Here is a 13193-nt window from a genome sequence, read left to right on the forward strand (position 1 = left end):
ATACATAATATCAATTTAGGAGAAAAAAAGCAATAAAAAAAGAGGGACTAACTTTGTTCAAGTAATAGAACCTCTACAAGAGAAATGGCTTCTTTTTTGTCTTCTGGTGAAGTCTCATTAAGAGCTCTCAACAACTGTTGAAACATATCTCCTGTCGCACCTTCAACCATACACATAATAATCACCTCCTGTACTAGCTATATTATATTTAAAAAATAATATAATGTCAAAAAACAAAAAAGTTAACTTTTATTAGTTAACTCTGACCAGTGCTCTTTTGGTTTCACCCTTTTAGAGCCCTGTTTACATAGTGGGCATTCTTCTTGCGGAACAGCCCAGACTTCTTTCTCAATAAGAGAAATAATTTCAATTTTCTCTCCATCGAAGAAATATTCAACAGGCAGTTTTGCCGGACGATGAACAATTGTTCCGACAAAAGGACAGAACTTAACTGGATTTTTATTTCCAGCAATGATAGTTCTCCTTACTGCTTCGGTCGTTTTGAAGGTTGTGATAAGATCTTCAATCTGTAGGACATATGCGTCCTCAGGGATAGAAAATCTTCCTGTCCAGACCATTTCTCCCTTTGGTCCCTTCTCAGTGTATACATGACTAGCTCCAAGATGCAAAGCCACCATATAAGAAGGAATGATTCCGGCGTAGGCCGAACCCACAACCACAATATCTTCTCCTCCAATCCTAGGTAAGATTTTCCTCATGAGATTGTAAGCCAATCCCTCCATTGCGATAGGATTTGAAGCAATCCGGGAAACGTTGAAATATGCATTGCTGCATAACCCGCTTGTTAGAACTGCATGTGGATTTTCAGGATTACCATCATGAATCCATCCAGCATTTAGTCTTTTGACAATATTATTTATCTGATCTTTCGACAATTTGGTCTCATGTCTAAACATCGTAATCACTCCCCTCAATCATGTGAAGGACTAATAATGTATTAACAAAGAAACAATAAGATGTCAAAACCCGGGTTTCCCCGGGCTTATTTTATTCTTTGTCTTTCATTAATGGAAAGAGTATTACCTCTCGCAATGATCCTGAATCGGTCAGCATCGAGACAATCCTATCTATTCCCATTCCAAATCCTGCTGCGGGAGGCATTCCATACTCTAAGGCCTCAATAAACTCTTCGTCTGATCTTTGAGCTTCTTCGAATCCACCTTTAAATAATTTCTCTTGTCCTCGCAATACATCTCCTTGATCTAATGAATCATTTTGTTCAGAAAAAGCATTGATAACTTCTGCTCCAGCGACCACTAATTGAAAATTAGCTAATTTTTCTTTATCTAATTCCTTAGCTAAGGGCTGGAATCCTTTTGGATGATGAATAACAAAAGTTGGTTGAATTATATTTGGTCGACAGTATTTCTTGTAAATCTCATCAGCAATATTTGGCTTATCAGCTCCTTCAGGAACATCAATTCCCATTTCTATAGCTTTCTTTAATAAAGCTTTTTCATTTAATTCCTCATATTTAATTCCAGTATGCTTTTCTAATAAAGCAAAAAATTCTATTCTTTCAAACGGTCCTTTAAAATTCAAAACATTATCACCATATTTAACCTCTGTTGTTCCCAAAACTTTAGTTAAGATAACATCAAGCATTCTTTCGGTCATCTTCATTAATTGTTTATAATCAGCATAAGCCCAGTAGAATTCAATCATGGTAAAATCAGGATTGTGGAATTTATCTACTCCTTCATTTCTAAAACATTTTCCTATTTCATATATCTTTTCAAATCCTCCAACTAACAATCTCTTCAAGTATAATTCTGGAGATATTCTTAAAAATACATCTACATCCATCGCATTCAAATGAGTTTTAAAAGGCTTAGCTCTGGCTCCGCCGTATAACGATTGAAGAATTGGTGTTTCTACTTCAAAAAATCCATCATCATTTAAGAAATTCCTTAATTCTTTAATAAAATTGGAACGAATGATAAACTTCTGTTTTACCTCCGGAGAAAACATCAAATCAAGATATCTTTTTCTATACCTTTCTTCAATGTCTTTTAAACCATGCCATTTTTCTGGTAATGGTCTTAAAGACTTACAAATCATCTTGTAATCAGTTATCTGAATTGTTTTCTCTCCCCTCTTGGTCTCGAACAAAACTCCATGAGCTTCGATAAAATCACCCATATCAAAACTATCTAAAAATGATTGATAATTATCTTCACCCATTTTGTCTTTAGCTAACAGCCCTTGAATTTTTCCTGTCCCATCTTCAAAATCAATAAAAGTCAAAGCACCATGAGTCCTAATCGTCCTTACTCTTCCAACTAAAATAACCTCTTCTTCTTTTTGTGATAAAGATGCAAAATCATCTAAAACCTTCTTGATTTCATGAGTTCTTTTGACTTCAATAGGATAAGCATTGATTCCGCTCTTTTGAAGCTTGTTTAATTTTTCAATCCTATTTTGTCTTATTTCGTCTGAAGTAGACATATTTTTATTCTATTTTTAGTATTTTGTATTTAAGAGATCCTTTAGGAGTTTTAATCTCCACTTCGGCTCCTTTAGGTTTGTTTAATAAAGCTTGCCCTAAAGGTGACTTGAAAGAAATTCTGTTTTCCATTGGATTAGCTTCTTCCTCTCCAACAACATGATATCTTTCTTCGTCTTCGCCTTGTTTAATTGTAACATATGAACCGATTTGAACCCAGCCCGTATTCTCATTATCTTGAATTACTTTAGCCGAGCTAATCAATCTTTCTAAATCAAGAATCTTTCCTTCAATAGCCGCTTGATTATCTTTAGCTTCATCATAGGCTGCATTCTCAGATAAATCACCAAAAGAAATAGCTTCTTTCAATTGTTCAGCTACCTCAATTCTACCTTCTTTTTTAAGGTATTCAAGTTCTTTCTTTAATTTATCTAAACCTTCTTGTGTTAAATATTTACCATCCATATATGTATTGTTCCACGATTCCATTTATAGTCAAAAGACAAAAACCGAACAGCGGATATTATTTATTTAATTTAGAAAAAAGGCCTAATCGCCTAGATCAATCCTTTTGGAACTAGTATAGCATATATATTTGAGAAAGCAATAGTTATTTTAGAAATAAAAAGAGGAGATTTTTGTTGACGAAGTTTCTCCTTTAACTCCGAAACCCTATCTCATCCACTCCTTCCATGTGTGCTCTTCTTCTTTTTCTAAAAACTGTTCGCACGGTTGCCTTTTATTTCTTGCCTCAGAAACATAAAAGCATCCTTTACCATCATCTTTCCGCTGACAAGACCAGCAGGCAATTGCTGGCTCAAGAGGATCTCCACAGAGCGACTTGTGGCAAGATGGACAAGTCCAGCAGTGGAATTCCTTACTCCATACCGGATTTAATATCCACTGGTGACAACTCCGGCAATAAGCAAGAGGAGACAGCGCAACCTCTTCTGGAATTGGAAATTGAGGCCTCCCCGTGTCCTTTTCAAAAGGACAGACAGCCGGAAAAATCCAAAACTCTACCCAGCATCCTCCGCCATTAGAGGTTGCCTCAGCAAGAGAGATCCCCCCTGCTTCTTGGCAGAGATATTCTTGCTGGTTCATCCGGTTTGAACCAAACCCTTTCCAATTCCTGCTTCCACCCCCTTCATAAAGAGAGGCGATCCAGCCTTTACCTGAAAGAATCCTGTATAAGATCCTCCCATTTTTAGTGGACTCTTTTTTGAATCCACCACATTCAATTTTCCGAATCCCCCCGTAAGCGAATCCTCGACTGATTTCTGAAGGGAAAAGAAATGAGATACCCTTTTTAAGGGCAAATAACCTTTTCCCGTTTTCCAATTCGTATTCTTTCATGATAACTTCTCCATACTATTGCCCTGTTTCAGGCAACAAACTAGAGACACAAATCTCCAGATTGTTGTCTGAAACTTTAAACTAAATTTTCAAACAACATCCTCCTGCCTCTCTCGGCTCCAATCTCTCCCTTGGATACCGAGAGGATAGCAAGGAGGTTTCTGGAAACGAAGCGGGTTAAACTTCCTTTCCAGCCGATCTCCTTACTAGAAGACGGCAAACGATATTAAACTCAGGTAATAATCTCTCTCACATTTATACACTCTCCTGTATAAATGACGATGATAACGTTTTCACCAAAAGTTAATATCGGACAGGCAGTAATTGGTGTTTTACTGCTTTAGGACCTCGGCCTGTCACCATAACAGACGTCGTTCCCATATTCTTTAACAAAGAACTATTCTTCTCGAAACTCTTCCGAGAAGATTTCTAAAGACCTTTAGTCTTCAGCATATCTTCCCGCAAAAAAAACGGCTGAGAAATCTCTTCAAAGGATAGACTCAAGATAGAATCCTTCCTTAAAAGAGATCTCCCAGCCGTTCGAATAAACAACTAGTATCTATTGCTTCATACAGAATTACAGGCAGACCTCAACCTGATTCTTTCTTCCTTTCGGAATAGAAGCAACGGGTCCTTTATTTAACTTCGCGGACGAGCGAAAAACTAACATCTGATTTAATGAACTCACTTACAAAATAACTATATACTACTATCTTATTTTTGTCAACCCCTTAATTATTCACACCTACTTTCGTCCTTTTGGACTCATCGGTTCAGACACACATCTGAAGAATAGAAAGGAGATTTTTAATGTTTAATAATACATTTTAACGAAGCTCTCCTAATAACTCCGAACTCCTTATCAAGAGAGGACCGATCCCTCTTGATATTTCCATGGAAGACGTTCGTCTTCCGATGGGACGTGCCGAGACGAAGGAGGCTTGTGATAATTCTCCGTCTTTTCCGTCCGGCTGAGTCTATAGACTCGCACCAGAGGGAGACCGTCCACAAACCCCTGCTCTTGGGAATAGGGAGACTGCGAAAAAGTAATCTCACAGTCCGGCGGGAACATTTCCCGCACATGAAGCATTACCCACTCATTCTGTCCCGGTGGCTCAACATCATCCCACCCTTCTGGACAGGGTGGAATATAATACGAAGGAAATGATTCCTCCGTTAATGGGGTTCCTTTTTTTATCTCCTCAAGTGCTTCTCGAGGAGTGAGAACTACTTCATCCTTCCGGTACACTGGAAAAGGACGAAGCTCCCAGCCCAGTTTAATGGTCCGATAACTCGGACCCGACGATGATCTACGATACATGGAAATATCCTTGCTTGTTTCCAAGCAACAATCTAGAGATATAAATCTACAGATTGTTACTTGGAATATTTTAAAAAAAATTCTATTAACCAGCAGAGAACCGTAAAGCAATTAGCGAGGGGTTTGAATGTATTATATTCTGGAGAGAGATTAGAATATATCCAATACCTCTCCTGCTTTACGGATCGCTACTGATTATTTCTCAATTCTGAATTCACTTTATTAAAAATGAACTCGGAAAAAAGAAGGAGATTTTAGATGCTTATCTTACATCCTTTCGAAGCACTCCTAAGCTCCAAACCAACCTTAGTAGGGACACTTGTCCCCACTTTCCCTCAGACAGATAATTCCATTACCTATCTGCGGACCCCAAGTGGAAGAGTCGCCGATTATTTCGGCAAACCCTCCACACTTGAGACATTTATCGGGGATTAGTCCCCGATAATCCTCATTCTCTTCGCTCATTTACTTTCCTCCCTCTTTTAAATTAACTACTCCCTTGTTTGAATTCACCTTAATAAGATGAACTCAATAAGAGAAAGGAGATTTTGAATGTTTTATCTATCACATTCTAACGAAGCTCTCCTTGATAACTCCGAACCGATACCTGTAGGGTTCAAACCCTTACGAACCCTGCGTGGCGGAAGACCGTCACTTTTTTAATTGAGCCGTCTTTTTGTGGCTCATCCATGCTCTCCCTTTTGGAGAAAGCATAGACCGGACGAGCACCCGCCCGCCGGATAGCATTCTCAAGGGACGCCATAAAAAATGGCGCACCCCCGATCATTACCTCTTGCCCAGGAATTATACTCCCCTGAGCAAGAATGAGGAGGTCTACAACCCCTTGGGCTGCATCCTCCAACTCCTTCGGCGAGGGTATCTCGTCGAAGGTGATCATCCTCTGTACTTTCTTCCGGATATCATCCGAAAGATCCCAGACACCAACTGCCTTTTGTTCGGCAGTTGCAACGTGCTGGGTTGCATTAATGACAATGCCTCCCATAAATACACAACCTCTCTCTTTTAAAAGGCAAGAGTCGCCTATTGCTATGAAACACTTGATTGGTTCCAAGCAACAATCTAGAGATATAAGTCTACAGATTGTTGCCTAGAATATTTTAAAATGAACTACTTTCCCTACTCTTAATAGTATAGTAAGGACATTCCTAGAAACGAAGTGGGTTAGGCCTCTTTTCCAGTCGATCTCCTTACTAGAAGAACGATAAACGATTTTTTAACCTTAGGCCATAACTCTCTCCGAGCTTTCTTGTCGCCTAAAATTAATATATCGGACAGGCAAACAGTTGGTTGCTGTTGCTTTAGGACCTCGGCCTATCACCATAACAGACGTCGCTCCTTTGATTTTAATATAATGTGCTATTCTCCTTTCTTGCGAAAGAAGGTAATGGAGACGAGTCTTGTATTATTTTAGCTCATTTCCATAACTTTCCTTCGTAATCTCTTTTAAAATAGGAGAGGAGATTTAGAGTCTTAACGAACCATGTTAAGACGCTATTACGGAGATCTCCTCAACTCCGATCTTCCTAATTTGGAAGAAAGTGGGAAAGATGAGCTTTGTATTATTTTTGCTCATCTTCACAACTTTCTTTCAAAAGAAAAAGGGGTAACAAATGTTGTGATACTGCATGAAAAGAGTACCGCAACACTTATTACCCCTCAACGGAATTAAAAGTATTTATTGGCAATGCCTCTCTCCTTGCATTGACGTGACTTATTTAATTTTTAATAACTTCATCCTAACAACTATACTATACAACACTATTCATTTTCTGTCAAGGCCTAGTTATCCACACCCTGTTTAAAATAAGGAGTGCCTGTTTTAAAAAATATCATTGTTCCAATAAATGTCTTGCAACACCTTGGAGCAACAAATCCCTATAATCTGCTTTGCAGAATCTACAGGCACCCATATAACGATACTGTTTGGTCTATTTTCAGTTCCTTCTTTCAGGAAAAAATCAGCAAATCCCCTCTTGTGAAGATTCAAGGAGAGTGTCCTTAAAAACTCTCCATCCTTAATTAATTCCTTTTCTACTTCTACAAGAGGAAAGAAGTTGATTCCTTCCTTTTCAATCCTTTCTTTGCTTTCAATTTTCATTTCAAACCTCGATCGTAATTGCTTTTAATTTCATAATTCTCAACTTCCCTACTATTATCGGCCCCCAATCTCTCCATTGGAGACCGAGAATAATAGGGAAATTAAAACGTATGAATTAAGCTTTTTTATTAAAGAACTATCCTTCTTGAAATTGTTTAATTTTCCAAGAAGATTTCTAAAGATTTTATAATCTTCAGCATATCTTCCCGCAAAAAAACGGCTAGGATATCTCTTGAAAGTTATAGCTCTAGATAGAACTTTTCCTTAAAAGAGATCTCCCAGCCGTTCAAATAAACAACTAGTATCTGCTATTTCTTACGGAACACAGGCAGACCTCAACCTGATTCCTTATTCCTTTCGGAATAGAAATAACGGGTCCATTATTTAACCTCGCGGACATACGAAACTAACACTTAAAAATCAATGATCTCAACTTACATTATGACTGTACACTATTATCAAATTTTTGTCAATACCACCAAACCTACATCATCAATCTCCCTCAGCTCCAGCATTTTTTAGTTCTTTTATAATATCCGATTTATCTTCCCTCGTCACATTCTTAAATATTCTCCCCACCCAAGTTAATGCAGTCCATCCATTATTATCTTTCACATTAACATCAGCACCAGCATTAATTAACATCTTAACCGAATCTAAATTTAACCAACTAGAAGCATACATCAATGCGGTTTTTCCATCGTTATTTTTTGCGTTCACATCCGCACCGAGCTTAATTAGTTCATTAACTGATTCTGGATAGTCATGAGCATACATAAGCGCAGTATCCCCTAGACTGTTTTTTGCGTTCACATCCGCACCCGCATTAACAAGTTCTTGTAATATTTTGACTCTTTGCATTTTATCATCAATCCCTCCGGTAGTAGCAATGCACATTAATACTGTTTCTTCTGTATACCATCGCCGTGTTTCAATATTATTTTCAATTTTAACAAAATCTGTATGAGACATTGCATTAACATCGGCACCACTTTTTATCAATTCTCTAGCCATTTCAACCGATTTAACAGACGCTATTGGAGTAAAACCTCCTTTCGTATTTTTATTCACGTCTGCTCCAGACTTGATGAGTTCTTGGACTATTTCAAAATGATTCTCACAAATAGCATCTATTAATGCTGTTCCTCCTGATTCCCGCACTTCATCTATTTCTGCTCCAGATTTGATAAGTTCTTGGACTATTTCAAGATATCCTTTCTCGGAAGCAAGCATTAGCGGAGTCATTTCTTCGCCAGTCTTGATATTTATATCTGCTCCAGATTTGATAAGTTCTTGGACTATTTCAAGATATCCTTTCTCGGAAGCAATCGACAATGACGAATTCCCAAAAGTATCTCTTGCGTTAATATCGACGCCAACCTTTAATAATTCTTGAACTTTATACAAGTCTCCTGATTCGACAGATTCCATCAATAAATTAACTCTCTCTTTTTGATTAAGAACGTTATAATTAGTAGATGGCATTTGATTTTTTTCTTTAAAAAAATAATATATTCCTCCACTAACTAAAAATAAGATGATGATTACGATTATTAAAATATTATTAACAAATCCTTTATAATTATAATTCATATTTTAATTATTATATTACTTTAATTTCCACCCTCATTAACTATATCTTGTGCATTCTGTTCAAGTTGTTTCTCTCCAAAGTAGTACCCTAAAGTTTCCCTTGCCACTAAGTTGGCTAAACCGGTGTTTTTAGGAACACTTTCCACAATAACAGTCAAAACTATCTCTGGGTCATCATAGGGAGCAAAAACAGTGATTAAGTTATGATAAACCTCACTCTTTCCTGTTTGGGCAGTTCCAGTTTTAGCGGCTGAAGAAACTGGCAAATATTGCAATGAACGGGCAGTTCCAGCAGAAGACAAAACGGTTTCTCTCATTCCCTCTCTTACTGAATCAATAGAAGCTAAAGAAACAAAATTCTCACTAACTACTTCTGGTTCAAACTTTTTAATTGTTTGATTATTATTATCTAAAATACTATTAACAACTTGCGGTTTCATTAATTTTCCTCGATTGGCAATTGAAGAAATAGCCATGGTTAATTGTAATGGAGTTGCCTTAAAATAACCCTGTCCAATTGAAATATTATAAGTATCTCCTGGATACCAGGGAGTTCCTATTGTACTTTCCTTCCAATCTGAATTAGGAACAAGCCCGACACTCTCTTCGGGCAAGTCAATATTTGTTTTAGAACCAAATCCAAATTTCTCTAAATACTTTGAAATTTTGGCTATTCCTAAACCATTAAAATTCTTATACCCTCCTCCAACCATATAAAAGAATGTATCGCAAGATTCAGCAATGGCCTTTTTTAAATTAGTCCATCCATGAACCGCCCAGTCTTTTTTAAATGTTCCATCTTTTAATTCTATTCCTCCTTCACAATATATTTCTTTGTCTGCTGTGACAATGCCCTGCTCTAAGGCTGCGACAGCAATCATTGGCTTTAAAGTTGAACCAGTTGGATATTCTCCCGAAGTAGCTCGATTATAAAAAGAAACTTTAGGATCTTTTAATAAATCGTTAAATTCCTTACTAGTTAAATCTTTAGAAAACATATTATTATCAAAAGAAGGATAGGAAATTAAAGACAAAACTTCTCCTGTTTTGGGATTTACTGCTACGACTGACCCCCCTTTGGCATTATATCCATCGACTGCCTCCTTTAAAAACTGCGCTGCTTTTTCTTGTAAATCATAATCAATATTTAAGACTAAGTTGCTCCCAGATTCAGATGGCTTAATAATCTCTTCTTTAACTAAATTTCCATGAACGTCTTTCTCTCGATTAATTTCTCCTGGTATTTCTTTTAATACATCGTTGTATTGTTTTTCTATGCCTGATTCTCCCATAGAACTATCCCCCGAAACATACCCTATAACAGAAGCTAAATCATATCCACTTAAATATTCCCTATTTTTTTTCTTAACAATTTCGAATCCGGTCAATTCTTCTTCTTTGGTTTTCAAAATAATGATCTTGTCTTTATCAACATCTCTCGCTAAAGAAAATTCACTTTCTCCTGCTTTTTCCATCTCCTCAATATTTTTATTTAAATCTTCAAAAGGTGTATCTAGAATACGAGCTACTTCTCTTATCTGTTTTTCCCTCAATAATTCATCTTTTGGTAATTTTGAAAAATCACAAACCAAGTCAAATCCTTGCGTATTAATAACTAATTGCTTAAAGTTACGGTCATAGATAATACCTCTCTGAGCCTCAATTTCACTAGAAAGAAATTTATTTTTCTCTGCTTTTTCATTATAAGTATTATATTGAAGAACCTGAAAAGAAAAACAGCGGAAAAATAACACTCCAATTATTAAAATAAAAGAAGTAAAAACTATCTGAAATATTCTTTGCGATAAAGCAGTTTCTATTATATATGAATTCTTGTCTCTTTTGTGTGTTAAGGCATCCAAAAAAAGATCATCAGTTTCGATGTCCGTATTCTTTCTCTTTATTTTAAATTTTTGGCATCCACGAGAGCGATGGAATCCTAACATATTTGGATAGTATAAATTTTAATAACAAAGAACCCAACAAGAAAGACAAAGCCAATAAACCAATAAAATGAGCAGAATATATATCGAGCATTAATCCTAAAAAGAAAGCTGAAAATAATCCTATCCTTCCTTGTGGCTCTTCTAAAAAATTAATTAATAAAACGAGAAAAATAAGAAAGCTAAAAAAAGTAAAAAAAAGCAAATAGCTTGTTTCAAAAATAAATAAATAATACATCGCCACAATCAAAAATACAGTTTTAAAAATCTCCTTAATCATTATATATCTCTGCTATTTTAATTATAAAAACATTATTAATCGTACTTAAATCAAAAACTTTTTCAATGTCAGCGGTCTGATACGTTTCATTATCAATCTTTTTGATATTCTTTACTTTTCCCATTAAAAGCCCGGCTGGATAATTCCCTCCCATAGCTGAAGTCACCACCAGACTTCCCTCTTTTAATTCTTTATCACGAGCCACCATATCTAAGGTTAAATTTAGATTTCCCTCTCCTTTACTTAAAGCAAAAACTCCACTATCGGGTATCTCAACATCAATAAGATTGTTCTTTTGAGTAATAAGCATCACTCGAGAATAAGATGGATAAACATCGACTACTTTTCCTAAAAGAACCTTACCAGAAACAATCACTGGAAATCCTTTCTTAACTCCATCATTAGATCCAATATTTACCAAAAGAGAATCTGCTAAAATATCTTTTGATATCACTCGTCCTAACATCAAATTAAACTCTTTTTCTAATCCTAAATCTAAACTATTTCTTAAAAACTCATTCTCTTCCTTTATTTTTTGAAAATCAGCTAAATCGGAAAGAAGCTTTTGATTTTCTTCAATTAATTTCTTATTTAACTCTTCCTGATTCTTATTAGAAAAAGCTTGTTCGCTTCCTTTATTCCACAATGAAGCCATCAAATTCTCCGATTTTGAATAAACAAAATTCTTTAATGCGTCCTTGAAAAAAGAGTTAATAACTAGAAAACAAAAAAAGAGCAGAATTAAAACCGTTATTCTTTTCTTAGTTAAAATCTTCATACCCTGATTATATACTATCCCCCTTAAAAAGACAAAATTGACAACCTGCCTTAAAAATGCGAAAAAAGATTTGTAATCTTTGTACATTCACATAGAGGTGCAAAATGGGAAATTGGGATTATGCTTTAACAGTAAATAAAGCTGAATTATTGCGACAATTAAAGGGAGATGAGCTAGTCTTGATATACAGTTTATCAGACCTTACTGACCACGCAATCGTATCGAATCTTGAACAAACAAATACCAACATCAAAGATTGGTTTTCCTTGGCCAGCCTTCCGTGGGTTGGGAAGAAACCATTCATCATAATCGCCGAAAAAATGGTAAGTTGCGCCAGAACCTCAAAAGAGATCAGAAGAATATTTTTAATAGAAAAAATTTGGTCTGATCGAGGCCACGGTGAATACAGCAACATAATCATCAAAGCAATGAATCAGCAAAATAGAATTGCTCACGAAGCCTATATCGGAGTTCTATATTATTATCAAAACCATCTGAAAGAAGATGCAATGATCTATCCGCCATTAAAGGTAATGACGATGAAAAAGGCTATACTCACGAGCAATTCATTGGAGGCTTTTCTAAATTCCAGCACAGCAGCTCGCTGGGAAACCGCAGTCAAGATGAGCCTTCAACAAATTGACTGGCCAATTGAAAAATGGAAAGACATTACTGACTCTTCTGTCCCAAAAAAATTCAAAACAATTGCACTACAGAAAATTAAAGAAATAAAAAGGGCTGGATCAACCAGCAAATATCAAACCAAGCATAATTTTTAATTGCTTGGTTATTTTTTGTTTAACAAAAAACTCCTTTCGATCTTTAATACGGGGGCGACCTACTTTCGCGGATACCACTATCATCGGCCTTAGAAGATTTCACTTCCGAGTTCGGAAAGGGATCGGGTGGAGCACTTCCAGTATAGCCCCCATATTAAAAACAAAAAGGAGTAAATAATAGGAAAATAGAATAAAGCTAATAATTGCTAATCAAAGAGTTATTTTAATATTCAATTAGTATCGCTCGGCTGAACCCCTCACGGGGCTTACACCTGCGACCTATCAAGGTCATAGTCTTTAACCTGAATAAGAGTTCTAATCTTGGAGTGGGCTTCGAGCTTAGATGCTTTCAGCTCTTATCCCTTCCTAACTTAGCTACTCAGCTATGCCCCTGGCGGGACAACTGATACACCAGAGGTTAGTTCACCCTGATCCTCTCGTACAAAGGGCAACTCTCCTCAAAACTCGACGCCTGTGGTAGATATGGACCAACCTGTCTTACGACGGTCTGAACCCAGCTCACGAACCACTTTAATTGGCGAACAGCCAAACCCTTG

Annotated in this window: 12 protein-coding genes and 2 rRNA genes; 1 reads left to right on the top strand and 13 read right to left on the bottom strand. The window is 36.5% G+C overall.

Features of this window, described 5'->3' with window-relative positions:
• Window positions 1–47: 47 nt before the first annotated feature.
• The 11 genes from PLD14_03355 to mreC form a co-directional block, all read right to left on the bottom strand.
• The gene (locus PLD14_03355) at window positions 48–170 is read right to left on the bottom strand and encodes a hypothetical protein (GenBank protein HPR80235.1); all 123 of its coding nucleotides are present in this window, start codon (window positions 168–170) and stop codon (window positions 48–50) included.
• 72 nt (window positions 171–242) lie between these two features.
• Window positions 243–917, bottom strand: a complete 675-nt coding sequence (locus PLD14_03360; GenBank protein HPR80236.1) for a hypothetical protein — start codon at window positions 915–917, stop codon at window positions 243–245.
• A gap of 91 nt (window positions 918–1008) precedes the next feature.
• Window positions 1009–2469 carry a lysine--tRNA ligase gene (gene lysS, locus PLD14_03365; protein HPR80237.1) on the bottom strand — a complete coding sequence of 487 codons (1461 nt, stop codon included), beginning with the start codon at window positions 2467–2469 and terminating at the stop codon, window positions 1009–1011.
• A gap of 4 nt (window positions 2470–2473) precedes the next feature.
• Window positions 2474–2956, bottom strand: a complete 483-nt coding sequence (gene greA / locus PLD14_03370) for a transcription elongation factor GreA (protein HPR80238.1) — start codon at window positions 2954–2956, stop codon at window positions 2474–2476.
• A gap of 183 nt (window positions 2957–3139) precedes the next feature.
• On the bottom strand, window positions 3140–3823 hold the full coding sequence (locus PLD14_03375) for a hypothetical protein (protein HPR80239.1): 684 nt from the start codon (window positions 3821–3823) through the stop codon (window positions 3140–3142).
• 1937 nt (window positions 3824–5760) lie between these two features.
• Window positions 5761–6216 carry a hypothetical protein gene (locus PLD14_03380; protein HPR80240.1) on the bottom strand — a complete coding sequence of 152 codons (456 nt, stop codon included), beginning with the start codon at window positions 6214–6216 and terminating at the stop codon, window positions 5761–5763.
• A 768-nt stretch (window positions 6217–6984) separates the two neighbouring features.
• Window positions 6985–7263 (bottom strand): hypothetical protein, encoded by a 279-nt coding sequence (locus tag PLD14_03385; GenBank protein ID HPR80241.1) that lies wholly within the window; start codon window positions 7261–7263, stop codon window positions 6985–6987.
• A gap of 492 nt (window positions 7264–7755) precedes the next feature.
• On the bottom strand, window positions 7756–8856 hold the full coding sequence (locus tag PLD14_03390) for an ankyrin repeat domain-containing protein (protein ID HPR80242.1): 1101 nt from the start codon (window positions 8854–8856) through the stop codon (window positions 7756–7758).
• 20 nt (window positions 8857–8876) lie between these two features.
• On the bottom strand, window positions 8877–10802 hold the full coding sequence (mrdA, locus tag PLD14_03395) for a penicillin-binding protein 2 (GenBank protein HPR80243.1): 1926 nt from the start codon (window positions 10800–10802) through the stop codon (window positions 8877–8879).
• A complete protein-coding gene (locus tag PLD14_03400; GenBank protein HPR80244.1) occupies window positions 10762–11079 on the bottom strand; it encodes a hypothetical protein in 318 nt (105 codons plus the stop codon). Before PLD14_03400 ends, mrdA begins: the two co-directional genes overlap by 41 nt.
• Window positions 11072–11857, bottom strand: a complete 786-nt coding sequence (gene mreC, locus PLD14_03405; protein HPR80245.1) for a rod shape-determining protein MreC — start codon at window positions 11855–11857, stop codon at window positions 11072–11074. Before mreC ends, PLD14_03400 begins: the two co-directional genes overlap by 8 nt.
• Before the next feature lie 104 nt (window positions 11858–11961).
• Here mreC and PLD14_03410 point away from each other — a divergent pair, with 104 nt between their 5' ends.
• Window positions 11962–12636, top strand: coding sequence for a hypothetical protein (locus PLD14_03410; GenBank protein ID HPR80246.1), 675 nt, complete (start codon window positions 11962–11964; stop codon window positions 12634–12636).
• A gap of 46 nt (window positions 12637–12682) precedes the next feature.
• Here PLD14_03410 and rrf read toward each other — a convergent pair.
• Both rrf and PLD14_03420 read right to left on the bottom strand, forming a co-directional pair.
• Window positions 12683–12790: ribosomal RNA gene (gene rrf / locus PLD14_03415) — 5S ribosomal RNA — on the bottom strand.
• 61 nt (window positions 12791–12851) lie between these two features.
• Window positions 12852–13193: ribosomal RNA gene (locus PLD14_03420) — 23S ribosomal RNA — on the bottom strand; the annotation flags it as partial.

It is taken from the genome of Candidatus Pacearchaeota archaeon, from assembly GCA_035404185.1.
Classification (GTDB): domain Bacteria; phylum Patescibacteriota; class Minisyncoccia; order Minisyncoccales; family Minisyncoccaceae; genus UBA2211.

Coding starts and splice junctions, on each gene's coding strand:
- PLD14_03355 (HPR80235.1), bottom strand. CDS start 170: ATGGTTGAAGGTGCGACAGGAGATATGTTTCAACAGTTGTTGAGAGCT.
- mreC (HPR80245.1), bottom strand. CDS start 11,857: ATGAAGATTTTAACTAAGAAAAGAATAACGGTTTTAATTCTGCTCTTT.
- PLD14_03390 (HPR80242.1), bottom strand. CDS start 8,856: ATGAATTATAATTATAAAGGATTTGTTAATAATATTTTAATAATCGTA.
- PLD14_03360 (HPR80236.1), bottom strand. CDS start 917: ATGTTTAGACATGAGACCAAATTGTCGAAAGATCAGATAAATAATATT.
- PLD14_03385 (HPR80241.1), bottom strand. CDS start 7,263: ATGAAAATTGAAAGCAAAGAAAGGATTGAAAAGGAAGGAATCAACTTC.
- lysS (HPR80237.1), bottom strand. CDS start 2,469: ATGTCTACTTCAGACGAAATAAGACAAAATAGGATTGAAAAATTAAAC.
- greA (HPR80238.1), bottom strand. CDS start 2,956: ATGGAATCGTGGAACAATACATATATGGATGGTAAATATTTAACACAA.
- mrdA (HPR80243.1), bottom strand. CDS start 10,802: ATGTTAGGATTCCATCGCTCTCGTGGATGCCAAAAATTTAAAATAAAG.
- PLD14_03400 (HPR80244.1), bottom strand. CDS start 11,079: ATGATTAAGGAGATTTTTAAAACTGTATTTTTGATTGTGGCGATGTAT.
- PLD14_03410 (HPR80246.1), top strand. CDS start 11,962: ATGGGAAATTGGGATTATGCTTTAACAGTAAATAAAGCTGAATTATTG.
- PLD14_03375 (HPR80239.1), bottom strand. CDS start 3,823: ATGAAAGAATACGAATTGGAAAACGGGAAAAGGTTATTTGCCCTTAAA.